Annotated in this window: 17 protein-coding genes and 2 pseudogenes; 14 read left to right on the top strand and 5 right to left on the bottom strand. The window is 59.4% G+C overall.

What is annotated here, in order from left to right:
* From ACZ9H4_RS34665 to ACZ9H4_RS34655, 3 genes are read right to left on the bottom strand one after another with little or no spacing between them, the layout of a single operon-like run.
* Complete coding sequence (locus ACZ9H4_RS34665; protein WP_408150711.1) at window positions 1-984, bottom strand: saccharopine dehydrogenase family protein; 984 nt, start codon at window positions 982-984, stop codon at window positions 1-3.
* A 1-nt stretch (window position 985) separates the two neighbouring features.
* Window positions 986-1381 (bottom strand): VOC family protein, encoded by a 396-nt coding sequence (locus ACZ9H4_RS34660; protein ID WP_408150709.1) that lies wholly within the window; start codon window positions 1379-1381, stop codon window positions 986-988.
* Window positions 1382-1398: 17 nt separating this feature from the next.
* On the bottom strand, window positions 1399-2142 hold the full coding sequence (locus ACZ9H4_RS34655; protein ID WP_408150707.1) for an SDR family NAD(P)-dependent oxidoreductase: 744 nt from the start codon (window positions 2140-2142) through the stop codon (window positions 1399-1401).
* Between the two features lie 134 nt (window positions 2143-2276).
* On the opposite strand from ACZ9H4_RS34655, the gene ACZ9H4_RS34650 reads away from it, so the two are divergent.
* Both ACZ9H4_RS34650 and ACZ9H4_RS34645 read left to right on the top strand, forming a co-directional pair.
* Window positions 2277-3164, top strand: coding sequence for an AraC family transcriptional regulator (locus tag ACZ9H4_RS34650; RefSeq protein WP_309911378.1), 888 nt, complete (start codon window positions 2277-2279; stop codon window positions 3162-3164).
* Window positions 3165-3722: 558 nt separating this feature from the next.
* A pseudogene (locus tag ACZ9H4_RS34645) lies at window positions 3723-4217 on the top strand (tyrosine-type recombinase/integrase); the annotation flags it as partial.
* Window positions 4218-4552: 335 nt separating this feature from the next.
* On the opposite strand, the gene ACZ9H4_RS34640 reads toward ACZ9H4_RS34645, so the two are convergent.
* Window positions 4553-5533 (bottom strand): GlxA family transcriptional regulator, encoded by a 981-nt coding sequence (locus ACZ9H4_RS34640; RefSeq protein WP_408150705.1) that lies wholly within the window; start codon window positions 5531-5533, stop codon window positions 4553-4555.
* A gap of 104 nt (window positions 5534-5637) precedes the next feature.
* Between ACZ9H4_RS34640 and ACZ9H4_RS34635 the strand changes: the two genes are divergently transcribed.
* The 4 genes from ACZ9H4_RS34635 to ACZ9H4_RS34620 all read left to right on the top strand — a co-directional run bounded on the left by ACZ9H4_RS34635 (window position 5638) and on the right by ACZ9H4_RS34620 (window position 9350).
* Window positions 5638-6312, top strand: coding sequence for a DUF1326 domain-containing protein (locus ACZ9H4_RS34635; RefSeq protein WP_181324906.1), 675 nt, complete (start codon window positions 5638-5640; stop codon window positions 6310-6312).
* A 71-nt stretch (window positions 6313-6383) separates the two neighbouring features.
* On the top strand, window positions 6384-7136 hold the full coding sequence (locus ACZ9H4_RS34630; protein ID WP_408150702.1) for a DUF2182 domain-containing protein: 753 nt from the start codon (window positions 6384-6386) through the stop codon (window positions 7134-7136).
* A gap of 415 nt (window positions 7137-7551) precedes the next feature.
* A complete protein-coding gene (locus ACZ9H4_RS34625) occupies window positions 7552-8145 on the top strand; it encodes a carbonic anhydrase (RefSeq protein ID WP_408150700.1) in 594 nt (197 codons plus the stop codon).
* Between the two features lie 404 nt (window positions 8146-8549).
* Entirely contained in the window at window positions 8550-9350 is an 801-nt protein-coding gene (locus ACZ9H4_RS34620) for a GNAT family N-acetyltransferase (protein WP_408150698.1), read from the top strand.
* Window positions 9351-9908: 558 nt separating this feature from the next.
* Here ACZ9H4_RS34620 and ACZ9H4_RS34615 read toward each other — a convergent pair.
* A complete protein-coding gene (locus tag ACZ9H4_RS34615; protein WP_408150696.1) occupies window positions 9909-10946 on the bottom strand; it encodes a GlxA family transcriptional regulator in 1038 nt (345 codons plus the stop codon).
* Window positions 10947-11077: 131 nt separating this feature from the next.
* Here ACZ9H4_RS34615 and ACZ9H4_RS34610 point away from each other — a divergent pair, with 131 nt between their 5' ends.
* The 8 genes and pseudogenes from ACZ9H4_RS34610 to ACZ9H4_RS34575 all read left to right on the top strand — a co-directional run.
* Window positions 11078-11719 carry an HD domain-containing protein gene (locus ACZ9H4_RS34610; protein ID WP_408150694.1) on the top strand — a complete coding sequence of 214 codons (642 nt, stop codon included), beginning with the start codon at window positions 11078-11080 and terminating at the stop codon, window positions 11717-11719.
* Between the two features lie 166 nt (window positions 11720-11885).
* Window positions 11886-12374 carry a glutathione S-transferase family protein gene (locus tag ACZ9H4_RS34605; protein ID WP_408150692.1) on the top strand — a complete coding sequence of 163 codons (489 nt, stop codon included), beginning with the start codon at window positions 11886-11888 and terminating at the stop codon, window positions 12372-12374.
* 152 nt (window positions 12375-12526) lie between these two features.
* Window positions 12527-13408 (top strand): NmrA family NAD(P)-binding protein, encoded by an 882-nt coding sequence (locus ACZ9H4_RS34600; RefSeq protein WP_408150690.1) that lies wholly within the window; start codon window positions 12527-12529, stop codon window positions 13406-13408.
* A 51-nt stretch (window positions 13409-13459) separates the two neighbouring features.
* Window positions 13460-13915: a MarR family winged helix-turn-helix transcriptional regulator gene (locus ACZ9H4_RS34595; RefSeq protein WP_408150688.1), complete on the top strand. Its 456-nt coding sequence runs from the start codon at window positions 13460-13462 to the stop codon at window positions 13913-13915.
* A 143-nt stretch (window positions 13916-14058) separates the two neighbouring features.
* Complete coding sequence (locus ACZ9H4_RS34590) at window positions 14059-14907, top strand: SDR family oxidoreductase (RefSeq protein ID WP_408150686.1); 849 nt, start codon at window positions 14059-14061, stop codon at window positions 14905-14907.
* 706 nt (window positions 14908-15613) lie between these two features.
* Window positions 15614-16144, top strand: coding sequence for an FAD-dependent monooxygenase (locus ACZ9H4_RS34585; protein WP_476122641.1), 531 nt, complete (start codon window positions 15614-15616; stop codon window positions 16142-16144).
* A gap of 77 nt (window positions 16145-16221) precedes the next feature.
* Window positions 16222-17328 (top strand): IS5 family transposase, encoded by a 1107-nt coding sequence (locus tag ACZ9H4_RS34580; RefSeq protein WP_408150512.1) that lies wholly within the window; start codon window positions 16222-16224, stop codon window positions 17326-17328.
* A gap of 49 nt (window positions 17329-17377) precedes the next feature.
* A pseudogene (locus ACZ9H4_RS34575) lies at window positions 17378-17851 on the top strand (hypothetical protein); the annotation flags it as partial.

Raw genomic sequence — 17851 nt, 5'->3', positions numbered from 1 at the left:
TCAAACGTCTACGATGGTGGTGTCGGCGATTGTCCTGGCAAAACCGCTGCCGAACAGCATCGCGGGCGTCTGGAAGCCCGGGCGGGCCTCGCCGGCCAAAACGCGCCGGCCGGCTTCGGCCGCAGCAGTTGCCGTGAATGTGTAGCCGTTGACCGTATCGAGAACCGAGCGGAAGATCCTGCCGTCGGAATCAGTTACCTCAACGACCGCCTGGTACCGATTGGCCAGTCGTTCCTCCACGCTCGGTCCGTCTGGCAGTGCAGAGAGATCACCTTGTGGAAATCCATCGCCCGTCACGTGGACGAACGTCTCAATGTTTCGCACGTTCGTCGATCGCCAGATCGTGATGAGATCGGGGAGTGTCACCTGAAAACAGTCGACGGCACCCTTTCCGAAGTCGAACCCTCGGATGGCTCCTGCAGGCCGGGGGACCAGCTTCCCGTCGGCCCGCACCAGAGTTTCGACGGTGACGCTCCCCATGGCGCTGACGGCCGAGCCTCGTGACAGACCGCCCGAGACGTGCATCGCCACCTTGATGCTCGAGGGATTGTTCGTTCTCGCAACAGCATTCTCGGCAAGGCACCCGAGCATTGCGACACTGCCGCCGCTGCCGGGCAGAAGCATGACGTCAGCAGTTCTGGCCTCTGCATCGAGCACTTCGGCCAGACGATATCCGTCGAGTTCCGCGGCGACGTCGAGATAGTGCACGCCGTTGCAGATGCTAGCCGTCATCAGGACATTGGCGGTCCTGGAAAATGGCCCCGCGCAGTTGAGGAGGACACCGACGTCAAAGAGTGATCGGTCAATCACAGAAGAGTCTTCGAGCGCGAAGACCCGATACTCCACCCCGAGCCTCGCAGCAAGCGGTACGAGCGTCGCTTCATTGCGTCCTGCGAGGATTATCGACGTACCTGCTGCTGAGGCATGTTCTGCCGCCATGCGACCGGTATATCCCGTCGCGCCGTAAATCATGAGCTTCTTCATATCAGTGCTGCCATTCCTTATAGACAAATTCGAGGCTGTAGCCGTCGGGGTCGCGCACCTGAGCGGCGTAATAGCGCGGGTCATAGTGACGCTGCGGCCCGGGCGGATGGATTTCGGTGGCACCTACGGACATCGCCGCTGAGAAAGCCGCATCGACTTCGCGCTTGCCATCGGCGATGAAACCGACGTGTGCGGCGCGACCTTCGACCGTACCTTCGCGCAACCAGAAGAACACGCGCCCGTTCGCACCAAAACCTTTGAGATCAGGGTGGCCGGCGGGGCCTTGGCTGCCGTCGTAGTCGATCGCATGTACGATGCCGAGCGGTGCGAGCGCCTTCTCGTAGAAAGCGATCGAGCGATTGATATCGCTGACGGATATGAAGACGTGGTCGAGCATGATGATTTCTCCCCGATTCAGATGATGTAACCGCCCGCCACTTCGATGTTCTGGGCATTGATCCAGCGGCTCTCGTCGGATAGCAGGCTTGCGATGACGCCGCCAATGTCTTCGGGCTCGCCCACCCGCCCGAGCGCCGTCTGGCCCGCAAGAATGGCCTCGAATTCATCGTTCAATCCGCCGCCCAGCTCTGTGCGGATCGCTCCCGGCGCAATCGAGTTCGCTCTGATGCGCCGCTCCCCGAATTCCTTGGCCATGTAGCGAGTCAGAACCTGCAGTCCGCCCTTGAACGCGGCATAGGGCGCGACGCCTGCGGTGGCGACGCGGCTGGTCGCACTGGTGACGTTGACGACGTGGCCGCCGTCCTCGATCAGCGGCAGAAGTGCCTGGGTCAGAAAGAACGGTCCCTTGAGATGCACGTTGAACAGCCCATCGAACTGGTCTTCGGTCACGTCGGTGATTGGAGCGTAGAGGCCGTGCCCGGCGTTGTTCACGAGGAAGTCGAAGGTCTGCCTGCCCCAGATGGCATTAATCCGTGCGGAGACCGCTTCGCGAAACTCGGGAAACGAGCTGCTGTTGCCGACGTCGAGCTTCAGGGCAACCGACTTCCCGCCGATCCCGGCGATTGCTTTCACAACCTGTGTCGCCTGTTCCGGATTGCTGTTGTAGGTGACGACCACACCCATTCCACGCCTGGCGCATTCGAGTGCGGTGCTGGCACCAATGCCACGACTACTTCCGGTCACAATGACAATCTTCACTGGGTCTCTCCCGTCTGTCTGGTGAGAGTGAAGATACGACCATCGAGCACCGCGCACTCACCCGATCCTCCTCGAAACTTGCCTATTTCTGCTTTTGGATTGCATGCCCGGATGGCCTCTGCTAGCGTGGGGCCATGGAAAAGCAACTGCAGGAACTAAGAGCACTAACGTCCCGGGCTGAAAACAGGCGCACCGAGACGGGTATTCCGCGTGTCGCCATGGTCCAGGGAGAAATCCCCGAGCACCTGCTCGCTGCCGTCTACGAGCCTATGGTGAACCTGATCCTGACGGGATCGAAGACGATGACGGTCGGTGACCGGACCTTTCACTATGATCCGGCGACCTACTTCGTCATGTCCGTGGATCTACCCGCGGTCGGTACCGTCCATCCGACCGCGACCGGCGAACCGTATCTTGCAGTCAGCCTGACGCTCGATCCCACCATCGTCGCGGCGCTCATCCGCGATCTGCCGGTGCAGGTCTGCAGGACGCTGTTCGACTCTGGATTTTCAGTCGCACCGGTCAATGATGAACTGCTCGACGCCTGGATTCGGATGCTCCGGTTGATGGAGCGGCCGGACGAGATCGCGGTGCTTGCTCCCTCGTACGAGCGCGAGATTCTGTTTCGGGTGCTTCAGGGGCCGCTCGGCTGGATGCTGCGAGATATCGCATCGCCGGACACGGCGCTTTCGCGTATCGGCGTTGCGATTAACTGGATACGACGCAACTTCACCGAACAGATAAGGGTTGATGCCTTGGCCGAGATGGCGGCGTTGAGCGTTTCGGCATTTCATCGCCATTTCAAGGCGGTAACGGCATTGAGTCCGTTGCAGTATCAGAAGCGTATCCGGTTGTTGCACGCGCGGTCACAACTGATCTCCGGTCAGGGCAGCGCGACATCGATCGCCTTCAGCGTCGGCTACGAAAGTCCAAACCAGTTCAGCCGGGAATATGCGCGTTTGTTCGGCCTGCCGCCCTCCAGAGATCTTGCGAAAGCCGCGCAGGAACTCCAGGGTGATTAGCAAACGCACACGAAAAATATACCTTGGCGGTCTTCGTCCAGGTATCGAAGATTATTGACGCGCTCCAGGCGGACGACTGGACATCGACAAGTTGACGGTCATTCGAGGTTCTCAGCCGATCGAATCACAGATCGTTGAGCCAACCGGAATGTTCGAGTTGAGCGTCCGGTATGTTGTTGTCAAGGGACGCTGGCAGGCTGGCCGCAATTGGCTGCTGAGGGTCGAGAAGACTCATTCGTCAATATCGAAAACTGACATTCGCGGACATGTAGTCGCGAATGTCGGCAGCGCGACCTGTACCGGCCGCACCTTCCTGATCGGCCACCGTCGGTTGAGACCGATGAACCGCCGACCAACATGATCGCCCGAATGGTCGTCGTAGCCTGGAAGCTGCGGTTGAGTGCGCGCGGTCCCGCGGGATCGTTGTGGGTTAAAGAACGGAACTGCTCGCGCGGTAGGGGCTCCGGCTAAGCGCGGTGGTTCGTGGAGGGGCGGCTGCGCGGTTCTGTATGTTGGAGAATGAGGCGATTCGCCTCGTTCCCCAGCAGGAGCCGAATCATGACCTGCCAACCGAACGGCAGCCCGCTGCGTCAGCGCATGATCGACGACATGCGCATGCGCCAGCTTTCCCCCAAGACGCAGGCCAACTATCAGCGCACCGTGCGCGAGTTCTGCCGATATCTTGGACGCTCGCCTGATACTGCCACCGTCGGGACCTGCGGGGTTACCAGCTGCATCGATCACGGCACGTCACCGGCGTCGTTGAACTCCGCGATCACCGGTCTGAAGTTTTTCTTCGAGACCACGCTCCACGAAGCGGAACTGATGGCCCGGATGCAACCCGTGCGCGTGCCCCGCCCACTGCCCGTTGTGCTCAGCCCCGTTGGAGTGGGCGGCTGATCGCCGCAACGGCAACCTCAAGCACCAGACGGCCCTCTCGGTCGCCTATGGCGCCGGGCTACGCGTCAGCGAAATGGCGGGCTGAAGGTCGGAGATGTCGACAGCCAACGTATGACGCGCATCGAGCAGGGCAAGGGCCGTAAGGACCGCTATGACATCAGCAACTGCGGTTGAAGGGACGCGTTGCGATTCCTCCGGGAGTGCGCAACCAGCTCGGACTTGCCACTGGCGATCGAATCGAATTCGTCGCGAACGATGAACCGGGCATTACGTCAGCACCTCCTGCCAACCGGTGCATCAAAGGGCTCAGAGGCCTCATTGCGGTGCCAGCCAGCCCGACGTCCGTCGAGGATATGAATGCGGCGAACGCCGAGCGCGAGTCGGCGCCGCGATGACCCCGTTCCGCGCGCCTGTGGCAAGCCACTTTCGCGATCACGGGAAAGCGAATTACATCCCGTGCCGTGAATCCCGTTTCTGGATCCCCGGCTCTAGATTCGGTTTACGCTAAATCGTCGACGATATTCGCCCGGTGTGAGCCCTGTAACCCTGTTGAAAATCTTGCGGAACGCCCCCGCGTCGCCGTAACCGACCTCCCAGGCAATTGTCTCCGCAGGCAAATTACTGAACTGGAGCATCTCGCGCGCCTTTCCAACGCGCAGCCTCTGACAGTAGTCGATGGCTGTCAGGCCGGTCGCCTTTCGAAATCGCCGCAGGAAGGTCCGTTCTTCCAATCCGGCTCGCGAGACGAGCGATGCGAGAGCCATATCTTTGGCGCCGGTGGCCTGAAGCCAATGTTGGACTTTCAGTACGGCGGCATCGCCATGGGTCAGGTTGGGAGAAAAAACGCTGTAGTAGCGTTGCTCGCGGCCGGGAGGATCCACCAGCAAAAAGCGCGCAGTCTCAGCCATGATGGTCGGCCCTAGAAAACGGTCGACCAGTTTTAAACCAAGATCAATCCACGCCATCATTCCCCCGGCGCAGATGATATCGCCGTCATCGATGACGAGCTTGTCGGTATCCAGACGTGCATTGGGAAACCGCTGCCGGAATATCTCTGCATGAGCCCAATGTGTCGTCGCCGATCGTCCGGCCAGAAGGCCAGTTTCACCCAGCAGAAACGCGCCTCCGCATATGGAGGCGAGCGTTGCCCCTGCACGATGATGGCTCAGCAGCCAGTCAACGAATGGCACTGCGTCTTCCCGTGACAGCGGTCCGCCAAGGCGCGGCGGCAATATGAGCACTGCGGGTGACCTGTTAGCGTCCCCGGCAATATTGTGGCTTCTGACTGGAGCTTTTCCGGGCGCATCAGGACGCCATTGGCTCACCCTAAGGAAGGCCGTTTGCTCTTCGTGATGCTGCGCGGCGAACCGCTCTGCAACCTCAAATAAATCGATCAAACCATGTATGGCTGCGAGCTGCGCGCCTGGAAATTCGACGATGCCAATTTCGATTGGAGGATGTGATGCCATATGTCGATATTGCCTTGGTTAATGTCGATTTCGCCACTGATGATAATCAGGCGTCAGCCTCATGATGTCCAGACAATTTCTTGGACCAGCCAGAGGGGCAGGCAATGACAGACCAGATATCTGAAAACACAGATGTGATTCCAGAATGGCAGATCGCCGGTGAGTGGTTCGACGTGTGCTCGTGCAATTCGCCGTGTCCTTGCACCTTCGCCCAGCCCCCGACCAATAATCATTGCGAGGTGCTTTGGGCTTACAGGATCAATGAGGGGCACTACGGCGCGACGCCGATGGCGGGCCTTAAGGTTGTCCTGATTGCCGGATTTACCGGGAATCTCTGGGACGGCGCGATGCTGAACCCCGGCGTGTTCTTCGACGCCGCGGCCGACGAGGACCAGCGGCAGGCGCTGGTGGCGATCTTCACCGGCCAGGCCGGGGGGTGGATGAAGCAGTTCGTGCCGACACATGTGAGCGGAATCAAGGGCGTCGAGTTTGCCAACATTTCAGTCGAGGTCGACAGTGCGCTCGAACGGTGGAGCGTGGCGGTCGAGGACAAGGTCGAGGCGAGCGGCAGGGCCATGAGCGGCCCGACCTCCGATCCGACGAAACGTCTCCAGAGCTACAACCCGCCGGGGAGCGAGGTGGGTCCGACCGACGCCCCGGTGACCTGGGGCAAGAGCGTGGCGGGCCGCTGGAAGGCGTTCGGCTTTGATCAGAACATCCCGGCCGGTCAGGCCAGCAAGCATATCCCGTTCAACTGGCATGGACCGGACGCGCCATGAGGGCCGTACTCTCCGCCTCGCGATCTGCGGCGTCCGCGCTGGGACGGGGACAGCCGGCCCTCGGCTGGACGATGGCTGTCCTGGCACTCAGCCTTTCGGCCTGGCTCTGCGCGCTAGTGCTCATGGGTGGCATGGACGAAGGGCCGGGAACGCCGCTGCACAATCTGCCGGTCTTTCTCGCAGGCTGGGTGGTGATGCTGACCGCAATGATGCTACCGTCCGAACTCAACTACATTGCAGCGTTCGGTGCGGTGCTCAGGTCGCGCGACAGGGCATCCACCGCGCGTCCGAGCGTCATGACCAGCTTTGTCGCCGGCTACGGCATAGCCTGGGTCGCCTACGGCCTTGGTGCCTATCTTCTGGACTTGGCCATTCGGGCCGTCAGCCCGGAGATGATTGCGTGGAATCGCGCAGGACCGTCGCTGGCCGGCTCGGTGCTGATCATTGCGGGTCTTTTTCAGGTCTCGCCCCTGAAGCAGGTTTGCCTGACGGGATGCCGCACGCCTCTCTCGTTCTTCGCGCGCTACTGGCGGGAAGGCAATTTCGGTGCTGTCACGATGGGCTTCCGGCATGGACTGGTTTGTGTCGGTTGTTGCTGGGCGCTCATGGCAGTGATGTTCGCTGTCGGCGCAATGAGCCTGACCTGGATGGCGTTGCTGACGCTGTTCATGTTCGCCGAAAAAATCCTGCCGAAGGGCCAGAAGCTGGCAATTCCGATCGCTTCCTTCTTGTGCGTCATGGGAATCTGGATCGCCGTATCCCCCGGGACGGCGCCTCTTCTCAAGGATCCCATGATGTTCGCCAGCATCTGTCGCGGGCTATGACCAAGTGGCGAAAAGTGCAGAAATCCGTTGAGCGAAGAAGGCCGCAGTGTAGACACGACGCCGGGAGCAGTAGGCAGGAACTGACGCGAAATTGTCATTTCAGCCAATGCCGTTAATGCGACGATTGGGACCTCAGCAGCCCTATCAATACGATCCGATGCCACCGCGCTCGATCGCCGGGCGCGGGACAGATGCTGGCGCGCTTCGGCTGGTCGGTAGTGAACGCAACGATTTTGCCGTTTCTTGCGCTTGCCGCGGTAGCGACCTTGACGTTTGCACGGTCGCAAAGGCGCGCGTCGGCTGCGTTCTGCGTGCGATCGAATTGCAGCAAACGCGGAGCATGGAGATTATCGATACACAAGAGGGTACGACTGCCTTCACCACACACTGAGAAGCAGGTAACTGGAGCAAATATATGCCGAACTTCAATGATTTCCAATTCAGGAAGCAGCCTTGGTACGACGCATCCACTATCCGTGACCTGATACCCACGTTCATCCCGATGAAGACGATCGTGGTCTACTGCTTCGATCCTCGGGCAAGCGAAATTCCGAAGAAGGTTGCCGAGTATTTTGGGGAGGTTTACCCCGGCGAGAACATCATCGACGAACACGGCAGCCGGGTCGGACATACGGCAACCTTATTTACCGTATCTAACGCGGGTGGCCGGGCTGTCGCCGCGCTGCAATCGGTTTCGACAATGGAGTTTCTCTTCCGGATGCAGAATGTCGTCGTGGTGCACCACTCTTTCTGCGGCGCGACGGCCTTCACCGCGGATGGCATTATCGACGCGTTCCATCACGATCATGGCGCGGATATCTCGAAGTCGTACGATCACGATAGCCTCTGCATTGAGGATTACGAGAAATCGCTCAAATACGACGTTGAGCTACTTCGCGCTAGCCCAGGTGTGCCGAAACATTTCAATCTATATGGCTTGTTCTACAACATTGACACCGGCGAGTTGACTGAAGTAGTGCGAGACGTTCCAGCCCGGAAGCCAGCATAAACAAGCGGGCGTGACGGTCCGGCAAAGCGCTGCCTACCGGGCCCATCTATCTTCTCAGGGGTCCGATTCCGGTCACTCAGCGGTTGCCCCGATGGCCGCGAGTCCGGCATTGACGGTGGCATATTTCGCGCCGTGCCCCTAAAACCGTCATTCACTTTCAGCCAAGCCTGGCCGAATTGGAGTGAGAGAGGTACTCGGGCGACTGCGGAAAGCTACTGGCGGGGCTGCATCCGGCTCGTTCTGAGGGCTGGTGACATGTTCGGACGTTGATTCAGAAAGGAAAGATCGATCGGGCTACTGAAGTTGCCAGGCGTTGAGTCATCGTGTGAGGCCTCTTTGAGATCGACCGAGCGGCCGACGCCCTTCAGCGTTCTACTCTGGAGCGCGCCGCTGCCTTTGAGCGGATGCAAGCCGTATCAAAGATACCGACCGAATTCAAAAAATCCATCAAACCTCAAGAGTACGCCATGGAGCCACCTAAAACTGACGTAGTCGGAGCAGCAGATTTCGAATCCGATGAGTATCTCGCCAACGTAGTCTGGGCGTCTTTGTCGGAAGCGCCGCAGGAGTGTGTCGAACGTTTTAAAGGTGGCGCGAGATACCGGCGAGAATTTGCGCCCTTCGGCGCTGCGCGTGAATATAGTGCAGAGAGCGTCGCCCAAATCGCAGCCATGTTGCCGCCCGGTCAGAGCCTTATCCTCTTTACTGCGATGAAACCAGAGATACCTTCTGGCTACGCTGTGACGCTCGACGCCAACGGCCACCAGATGATTGCAGAAAAAAAATTTCGGCAGTCTTCCGACGCCCGAGTTGTCCGCCTTGGGCCCGACGACGTTTCGGATATGTTGCAGCTGGTCGAGATTACTCGACCGGGTCCTTTCAATTCGCGCACGAATGAGTTGGGCAACTTCTTCGGTATTCGCGAGAAAGGGCGACTTGTGGCCATGGCGGGAGAGCGCATGGCCGCGGGCAGGCACGTGGAGGTCAGCGCCGTATGTACGCATCCGGATTGGCGTGGTAAGGGGTTGGGACGACTGCTGGTGGAGCATGTATCGGCGTCGATCCAGCAACACGACCGCATCCCGTTCTTGCACGTCTTCACGACGAATACTCCTGCTATTCGCCTGTACAGAGAGCTTGGCTTCCGGATTGCGCGAACTCTCCACGTGACAGCGATCGTACACTCGCCGGCTGGCGAAAGCTGAACGACGAATTGCTAGAGCATGACCAGATAGCCAAGCGTCGGTGGGTCGGGTGTAGCGGCCCAGATAGTCGAGTACGTGTCGGGTGTCGCTTAAGGGAGGCTTCGCATAGGCTAAGCACTCGGCTTGTGCGGCCGACGTGAGAAAGGCGGCGAACGCCTGCACGTTGGCGACCGGTCGATCCTCCTGGAAGAAGCTCGCCTTCGATGTCGATGCCCGCTGCTTCTGCCTTTTTGCTGACCGACATTAACATCTTTATCATTCGTCGCCGATTTTGCTGTTGCTGCCAACTAGAACTCATCGCGCGCACCGCTGAGTCCTCGTCGTCGCAGACGGTCCAGTTTCAGGATCCGCTTCCGATGAGCTAATAGCATTTCTACTTTTTTTGCATTCGCGGCGTGAGCGTTTGCATAGCGGAGTTGTCGCGGCAGCACTCGCGTGCTCGCGGGAACGATTAGCTCCGGGTAGCTATCAGATCGGGCCATACAGCAGGCTACGAGCGCCGATTCCGTAGCATGCGCTGCGCAGAACTTAAGCATCTTCACGCCCAACCGGCCAATGCTAGCCGACCTGAGATAGCTCGCTGCTTGTCGCGAACCGCCGCGCGTAATCTTTTGGGCTTACCCCGAAGCGGCGTGCAAATGCCTTCCTTAGGACGTCGACGCTGTGATATCCGCTCCGACGACAGATCTCTTCCATCGATCGCTCCCCGAGTTCAAGCGAACGACAGACCGATTCGAGCCGGACGCCTTCGACGTATCTCGAGGGAGTGGTCTGCAATTCCCGCTGGAAGATGCGCATCAGCGTTCTGACGCTGGTTGATAGGCGGGTTGCCAGAATCTCGACCGTAAGGTCCATATGCAGATGCTCACCGATCCAGAGGCATAATTCGTCCAGACTTGAATTATGCGTACGCTGTGACTGAAGTGCGACGCTAAACTGCGCCTGTCCTCCGGGACGGCGTAAAAACAGGACCAGATTTTTGGCAATCTCCAAAGCGAAGTCATTTCCCAGGTCTTCGCTCACAAGGGAAAGCGCGAGGTCTATTCCCGACGATATGCCCGCCGACGTGTACACATTGCCGTCTTTCACCCAGATCGGATCCGGATCAACCTGTACCTTGGGATAGCGCTCCGCCAGGCGCCGTGCCATGCCCCAATGAGTCGTCGCCCTGCGTCCATCCAGAACGCCTGCAGCAGCCAGGGCAAACGCTCCGACACATATCGAGCACACGCGCCGTACTGTCTGCGAACGCATTCGGATCCACTCTATGGCTGTCTGATCAAGTTGATCGAATGTTCTGGAGCCCGCAGTCACGAGCAGCGTGTCGATCGGTTTGTTCGCACTACGCTCCTGTTCGAGAGTGCGATGCCCCATGAGCCCAATACCTGTTTCGCTCTCCAGATGCACATCGGCAGCCGCGCAGACCAGTTCGAGTGCATAGGGGGCAGTTTTGCCGCCGTGCAACTGATTCGCCCACGCGAATACTTCCGCTGGGCCGATCACGTCGAGCGCGTCCACCGGAGGCAAGCCCAATATCACAACCCGCTTGGCCGTTGCGCCTGCAGGCGGGTCGAGCGGCTTCGTCCGTTTGCTCATAGAGGCGCATTCGCATGTTCATGCATAGGCAGCAATTGTGGCACGAATCGCCCAGAAACTGTCATTTCCGCCGTCCTCCAACTATCTAGACTGGACCTGCTATGCAACTTCACATGTCCGGAGGGCATGCCATGCGTGAACCTGTGATTGTCGGAGGAGTTAGTGCTCCGGACTCGGACATCGCCGCCAAAGCCGCTTCGCTCGTCGAAAGGGTCCATTCCACAGCGATGATGCATCACGTGCATCGGACATGGTGGTTCGCCGAATTCCTCGGCAGGAGGCGAGGTCTGAAATACGATCGCGAAGCGGTGTACCTCGCGTCCCTGCTTCACGATCTGGGCCTTACAGATGAATTTGCCGCAGACCAACGCTTTGAAGTAGACGGCGCCGATGCGGCCAGCCGCCTTTTGCTGGCCCATGGCTACCCGGAATCGAAAACCGAACTCGTGTGGGACGCAATCGCGCTTCACTCTGCTGGCGGCCTCGCCGACCGCAAGCAGCCAGAAATCGCTCTCGTCTATATGGGCGCCCATCTCGATGTCTTTGGACTCTTTCTGGACGAAGTCACGCCCTCACTCATCGATGACACGCTCGCGCTCTACCCCCGCCTCGGATTTAAAGCGGCGTTTACGGAAGCGTTGGCTGAAGTTGCGAGAAAGAAACCCCATACGACTGTGGGCACTGGCATCGCCGATATCGGGCGTCGCCACGTACATGGTTTCGACATTCCGAACGTGTGCGATCTGATAAATCATGCTCCGTTTGAAAGCTGACATCACGCGTCGCTAGCGCGCACTCTGCCTGGGACACGACAGATGTGGCGCGCGAAGCGCGTTTCTGCGCTCCTCTCTTTCGCGCTCGGCCACGGTGTCAGTTGATGTTGGAAGGGCGCGCTTATGAACTAAGGCGCTGACCCTGAACGTTGTGGGAGATCCGCTCGTGGCAGCAGTCCGTCTTCACGGAGCGCAAACAGGCAACAGCCGAAGAGCGGCCATTGCCTTGGCGCAGGCGGATTTCATCCTCGCCCAGTCAAACGCGATGATGCTGTATGCAGCGAGTCGATCTCGCAAAAGGCTAATACCTGATTCGGGCCCGGCAGCAGGCCTGTTTTTCGAGCGCCTGTTCTATTTCGTCACTGAAGTTATCGCACCCAACCGCAGCGCTTTTTCCCTGACACGAGAAGGTGACGAACACAGCGCCGGATTTTTAGCCGGCCGCTCGCTCGAGGCTCTCGTTCAGGCCGAACGATTCGTCAGTGACGCCCCATATATGGCGGGCGACGGCTTCACACTCGTCGACATCGGGGCCTACACGAGCGCCTTTGCAGTGCGGTATGAAATCGACTGGCCTGGATTGCCGTTGCTCAATGCCTGGCTCACGAGGATCAACGCTCGGCCCGGCGTCGTTCGTGGCAGGGGAGCGTCCTAGCGCGGCTCTCATTCAAGAACGGCAAGGTCTTACGATTCCGCCCGAAAATTGCCTGCCCAGCCATCAGCGTCAAAAAGAACTTGCAACTAGGAGCATATGCTTCTATATTGACTGAAAGGAGCATATGCTCTTAATTTTAAAGGATGAAGATCATGAACGAAGCGACCATTCTTATAAGCGGAGCAACCGGCCGTACCGGCGGTGCGGCCATCGACGAACTGCTCCACATGGGCAGGCGTGTACGCGCTTACGTGCGCTCGGACGACGAGCGGGCAGCGGCGCTGAGGGCACGTGGCGTTGAAATCGCCGTCGGAGATTTCTCCAACATCGATGACATCCGTGCGGCTATGGAGGGTGTCAGTTCCGCCTACTTCCTTCACCCGATCGCACCTGGGATTCTTGGCGCTGCAGCCTATTTCGCGCAGGCAGCGAAGGAAGCTGGCGTCACTGCGATCGTTAACATGTCGCAGATTTCGGCGCGGCGAGAGTCGACCAGCCATGCGGCACAGGACCACTGGATTTCGGAGCAGGTCTTCGACTGGTCGGGTGTGCCTACGACGCATCTGCGGCCCACCTTCTTTGCGGATTGGCTCGTCTACCCGCATTTCGCGAAGGAAATCTGGGCCAGAAAGAAGATTGATTTTCCCTTTGCGAACGGCCGCCATGCCCCGATCAGCACCGACGACCAGGGACGGGTTATTGCCCACATTCTGGCGAATCCCGCAGGCCATGGCGGCAAGACTTACACTCTCCACGGCCCGGTGGAGATGAACCATACGGAAATCGCTGCAGCCATGAGCGAGGTGCTCGGCGTGGCGATCGAATACGTTCCGACATCGATAGAAGATTTCAAGCGACAGATGGAGCAGGTGTACAAGTTCCCTCCGTTCCTTGTGCAGCACCTTGTCGAAGTCGCGCAGCACTATCGGGAAGGGGTGTTTCAGGGTACTAACGATGCCGTCGAGAAGATCACCGGCACGCCGGCGCTTTCCGTCCCAGCTTTCATTGAGAAGTATCGCAGCGCTTTCGCCTGACGAACGCGCAAAGAGCGTGGGCAATTTAACTAACGTTGAGGAGGAAACGAGATGCCGCCGGAAAACCAACCCGGGGTCGATCAATGCAACTGCTTTGCGGTGAGGAAGGCGGCACGTCAGATCTCGCGTCTTTACGACGCCTGTCTCCAGCCATCCGGCCTTCGCATCACGCAATTTCTTATCCTGGCGACCTTGAATGAACAGCGGAGCGCCTCGGTCAATGCCCTGGCCGAACGCCTCGACATCGAACGGACCGCGATGGGAAAAATGATCGGTTTTCTGGAGCGCGATGGTTTTGTGACGATGCGGCCGTCTCCCACGGACGGTCGCATTCGTATCGTCGAACTCACCCCGGAGGGAACGGATCTTTTTGAACGGGCGGCGCCGCTCTGGCGTGAGGCGCAGCATCAGTTCAGCGTCATGAACGGGCCGAAAAATGTGGCCGTGCTGCGTCGCAGTCTTGCGCAGATGAAGGTCGACAATGGGACGGCATCTTCGCTTGAATGATCGCTTTTCTGGCTGTTTCGTCGACTGTGCGGTTCGAATCGACAGTACCTTGCGTTGCGATCTCAAACGTAGCCCTGCAGCGGGTCAGCTTTGCAAGGGCAGACTGACAGCGGGAACGACTTAACCATACGGAGGACAATCGAATGTCGAAGACATGGTTCATCACAGGTGCAAGTAGCGGTTTTGGACGCGAGCTTGCAGAGCTCCTTCTCCAGCGCGGCGACCGCGTCGCGGCGACGGTTCGCAAACCCAATGCTCTCGAGGACCTTGCCGCGCAACATGGCGAACGTCTTTGGGTCGCGATCCTTAATGTCACGGACAGTTCAGCGGTGCGTAGGGTCATCGACCGCGCGTTTTCGGAGCTGGCGCGTATCGACGTCGTCGTAAGCAACGCGGGCTATGCCTTGTTCGGCGCCGCCGAAGAAGTCGGAGACGCGCAGATCGAGCGGCAGCTCGATACGAATCTGCTTGGTTCGATTCAGGTTGCGCGTGCGGCGATCCCCAACCTGCGGCGGCAAGGTGGCGGTCGAATCATCCAGATTTCGTCGTCAGTCGGCCAGGCGGCGTACCCGACCATGGGCGTCTACGCCGCCACCAAGTGGGGCATTGAGGGCTTTTTCGAAGGTACGAGGCCGGAGATCGCCCCGTTTGGCATCGAAGTGACGCTGGTCGAACCTGGCGCATCGCGCACCAGTTTCGCCTCATCGAGCGCGGACATGGCGCAGGCATTGGACGTGTATGACAAGACGCCTGCAGGAGAATTTCGCCGCATGACGGCGACAGCCGGCCTCGCCATGTTTCCGGGCGATCCACGCAAGGTTGCTTCGGCGATCATCGCATCGGCGGACCAGCAGCCGGCGCCGAAGCGGCTGACGTTGGGGAGTGACGCGTACGCACTCGTTCATAAAGCCCTGACTGAGCGTCTCACCATGCTCGAGGCCCAAAAGGAACTGGCGCATTCGACCGATGTAGACGGTTTGCGGCATGGGTAGCCGCTGGGCTCAGGCACTGCATACCAGCCGGCTGATATGCAGTGCGGAGCGGCCGGTTCGGAAGCTGAGGTCATCGTAGATGGACTGTGGCGCAGCCATCGAAGTCGCCGATGTTCTGTGCACCGTCGATAGCTGCGATCCGCTCATGAAGCGCGTTCACAGGCATGACGACGAAAGTGTTCTGCTCAAGTCGTGCCGCTGACGGAATATGCGGACTGGGTGACGTGCAGTAAGCGGTCGACGAAGGACACCCTTCCATCGAGCGGCTGATTCACAGATTGACATCAGCACCCGGTGTAAAGACAAATCAAGATGGCTAACTCGTCAACTTCTTAACGATGGAACTCCGCCCTCGCTTCCAGTGACCTAAGAGCGGCATTCTTAAAGACCGCATACGACGTGCAATGCAAATCTACACAGTCCAAGCGATGCACGCTGAGGTCTGTCCGCTGCCGTTGCGGGAAACCGTCCAGCCAAAGCCGCCGTCAGTGTTTAGAGAGCATCAATCGCCGAAACAGCCGTCAGTGATCGGCCAACAAGAGTCATTCGCCATCATCACTTGAATCGCCGACAATCCGCGGTGCTATCTTCCAGGCATAGCTAATATGCCCGGCGTCAAGCGTCAGTATCCTCTTGAGCGAACTCGCAGATCTCTGCCCGTGCGCGTCCGTCTCGCCGACAGCGCGATTCCCTGTAAGAGCAAGCTATGGAAGACGTGGACGTGCTTGTTATTGGCGCGGGCCTGGTGGGTCTGCTGCTGGGCACCGAACTGCAGCGCGACGGAGTCGCGGTAAAGGTGGTCGACCGGATGCCAAACAGGGGATTTTTCAGTAAAGCACTCGGCATAACGGCTCGCACGCTCGAGATTTTCGACGACCTCGGAATCGCTGATCGTGCAATCGAGGCCGGTACATGGCTCACCGGAGTTGAAACGTGGGTCGACGGGGCAATGGTGCCCGAGCGTTCGATGCGAATACCGGAAGACGGCCTGCCCTATGGCTCGCTTTCACTCGCGCAGTACGAGACGGAGCGGCTCTTCGAAGCGGCGTTCGCAGAGCATGGGGGGCGAGTGAATTACGGCTGTACGCTGGACAGCTTCACCGACAACGGCGAGGCTGTCGAGGCGCGTATGACGGGGTCGCAGGGAGAGGCGCTCACCGTGCGTTGCAGATGGCTGGTCGGATGCGACGGCGCGCACAGCAAGGTTCGGTCGGCGTTGCGCCTAACAGGCTGTTGAATTTGGGCCCCGTGTAAACGGGGTTTGAGGGACAGGCGTTATGGATATCATGTTCATGATCTTTGGCAGCCGATACGATGCGCGGAATCGATGAGATGCAGGAACCCCTGTTCACAACGGTCAGGCTGGAGGATTTCGTTCCGGCTGATCACCCGTTGCGACCGATCCAGTTGCTGGTGAATGATGCGTTGAAACGGCTCAACGGGCTGTTCAGCGTGATCTATGCAGACACCGGCCGGGCCTCGATTGCGCCCGAGAAGCTGCTGCGTGCGCTGCTGTTGCAGGTGTTCTACTCGGTGCGCAGCGAGCGCATGCTGATGGAGCAGATGCGCTACAACCTGCTGTTTCGCTGGTTCGTCGGGCTGGCGATCGAGGACGCCGTGTGGGACCACTCGGTGTTCTCGAAGAACCGCGACCGGCTGCTGGAACATGATGTCGTGGAAGCGTTCTTCACGGAAGTCATGGGTCTGGCGGACAAGCGGGGCCTGCTCTCGAGAGACCATTTCTCGGTCGACGGTACGCTGATTCAGGCATGGGCCAGCCACAAGAGCTTCCGCGCGAAGGACGGCTCGGACGGTGGACCGCCGGCAAGCGGCGGACGCAATGCCGACACGGACTGGAAAGGCACGCGGCGCAGCAACGATACGCATGAGTCGAGCACGGATCCGGATGCGCGGCTGTTCAAGAAGAGCCGCAAGAGCCCGGCCATCCTGTGTTACCACGGGCACATCCTGATGGAGAACCGCTCGGGGCTGGTGGTCGGCGCTGTGGTCAGTCATGCGGACGGTTTCGCCGAGCGTGCCAGCGCGTTGCGGCTGCTCGACTGCGTGCCAGGCGGCCACGCGAAGACAGTCGGTGCCGACAAGGCGTACGACACCCGCGACTTCGTGAACGATTGCCGGGCCCGTAACGTGACGCCGCATGTCGCGCGCAACGACGATCGCCACGGCGGCAGCGCAATCGACGGTCGCACGTCGCGGCATGCGGGCTACCGGGCCAGTCAGGTCATCCGCAAACGTATCGAAGAGCATTTCGGTTGGGGTAAAACAGTCGGCCGGATACGGCAGACGGTCTATAAGGGCATCAGGCGCGTCGACCAGCACTTCAAGCTGACGATGGTTGCGAGCAATCTGACCCGCCTGGCGCGAATGCCAGGTGTGGTGCTGCAAGGAGCGGTGCGATGAGCCGCGAAGGCGCGGCGACGCCGCAGCGTGAGCGCTGCAAGCATGCGAATTGCCTGCAAAAACCACCCGGCGAACCTGCAGTTCAGCAGCAAATCGCATACGCAAATCTCGTGAACACTGCTTCGGTCGTCATGACGAGGCTCTTTTCAACAGCCTGCTAAGCTTCGAAGGCGATCAATATCCGCAGACCTTTGCACTTGCAGATGTGGACGTGGACTGGCCGTATCCGCGCGGGCCCCTGTATCGATTTGAATGGACTGATCCCGCGCGGGCGAAAGCGAGCCTCGTAGCTGTGCCCGTTCGCTCCTCCGCGAAGCGCTACCGGCTCTCGATGATCGTGCCCGATGAACATGCCTCCTCGCTCGCAAGCACTGGAACAGCGGACCCCGAAACGATCTACAGCCTGCTGTTGCCGTCTTTGCCAGAAGGCACGCAGCTATCGTCGATGCGATGGTCATCGGTTTATCGGGTGAGCCATCGTATTGCATCTGCGTATGGGCGTGGCCGGGCGTTCATTGCCGGC

It is taken from the genome of Paraburkholderia sp. TE9906 (genome assembly GCF_056279605.1).
Note: the sequence above shows the minus strand (reverse complement) of the source record. Positions and strands in the feature narration are given on the sequence as shown.

Coding starts and splice junctions, on each gene's coding strand:
- ACZ9H4_RS34665 (WP_408150711.1), bottom strand. CDS start 984: ATGAAGAAGCTCATGATTTACGGCGCGACGGGATATACCGGTCGCATG.
- ACZ9H4_RS34660 (WP_408150709.1), bottom strand. CDS start 1,381: ATGCTCGACCACGTCTTCATATCCGTCAGCGATATCAATCGCTCGATC.
- ACZ9H4_RS34650 (WP_309911378.1), top strand. CDS start 2,277: ATGGAAAAGCAACTGCAGGAACTAAGAGCACTAACGTCCCGGGCTGAA.
- ACZ9H4_RS34640 (WP_408150705.1), bottom strand. CDS start 5,533: ATGGCATCACATCCTCCAATCGAAATTGGCATCGTCGAATTTCCAGGC.
- ACZ9H4_RS34635 (WP_181324906.1), top strand. CDS start 5,638: ATGACAGACCAGATATCTGAAAACACAGATGTGATTCCAGAATGGCAG.
- ACZ9H4_RS34630 (WP_408150702.1), top strand. CDS start 6,384: ATGGCTGTCCTGGCACTCAGCCTTTCGGCCTGGCTCTGCGCGCTAGTG.
- ACZ9H4_RS34625 (WP_408150700.1), top strand. CDS start 7,552: ATGCCGAACTTCAATGATTTCCAATTCAGGAAGCAGCCTTGGTACGAC.
- ACZ9H4_RS34620 (WP_408150698.1), top strand. CDS start 8,550: ATGCAAGCCGTATCAAAGATACCGACCGAATTCAAAAAATCCATCAAA.
- ACZ9H4_RS34615 (WP_408150696.1), bottom strand. CDS start 10,946: ATGAGCAAACGGACGAAGCCGCTCGACCCGCCTGCAGGCGCAACGGCC.
- ACZ9H4_RS34610 (WP_408150694.1), top strand. CDS start 11,078: ATGCGTGAACCTGTGATTGTCGGAGGAGTTAGTGCTCCGGACTCGGAC.
- ACZ9H4_RS34600 (WP_408150690.1), top strand. CDS start 12,527: ATGAACGAAGCGACCATTCTTATAAGCGGAGCAACCGGCCGTACCGGC.
- ACZ9H4_RS34595 (WP_408150688.1), top strand. CDS start 13,460: ATGCCGCCGGAAAACCAACCCGGGGTCGATCAATGCAACTGCTTTGCG.
- ACZ9H4_RS34590 (WP_408150686.1), top strand. CDS start 14,059: ATGTCGAAGACATGGTTCATCACAGGTGCAAGTAGCGGTTTTGGACGC.
- ACZ9H4_RS34585 (WP_476122641.1), top strand. CDS start 15,614: ATGGAAGACGTGGACGTGCTTGTTATTGGCGCGGGCCTGGTGGGTCTG.
- ACZ9H4_RS34580 (WP_408150512.1), top strand. CDS start 16,222: ATGCGCGGAATCGATGAGATGCAGGAACCCCTGTTCACAACGGTCAGG.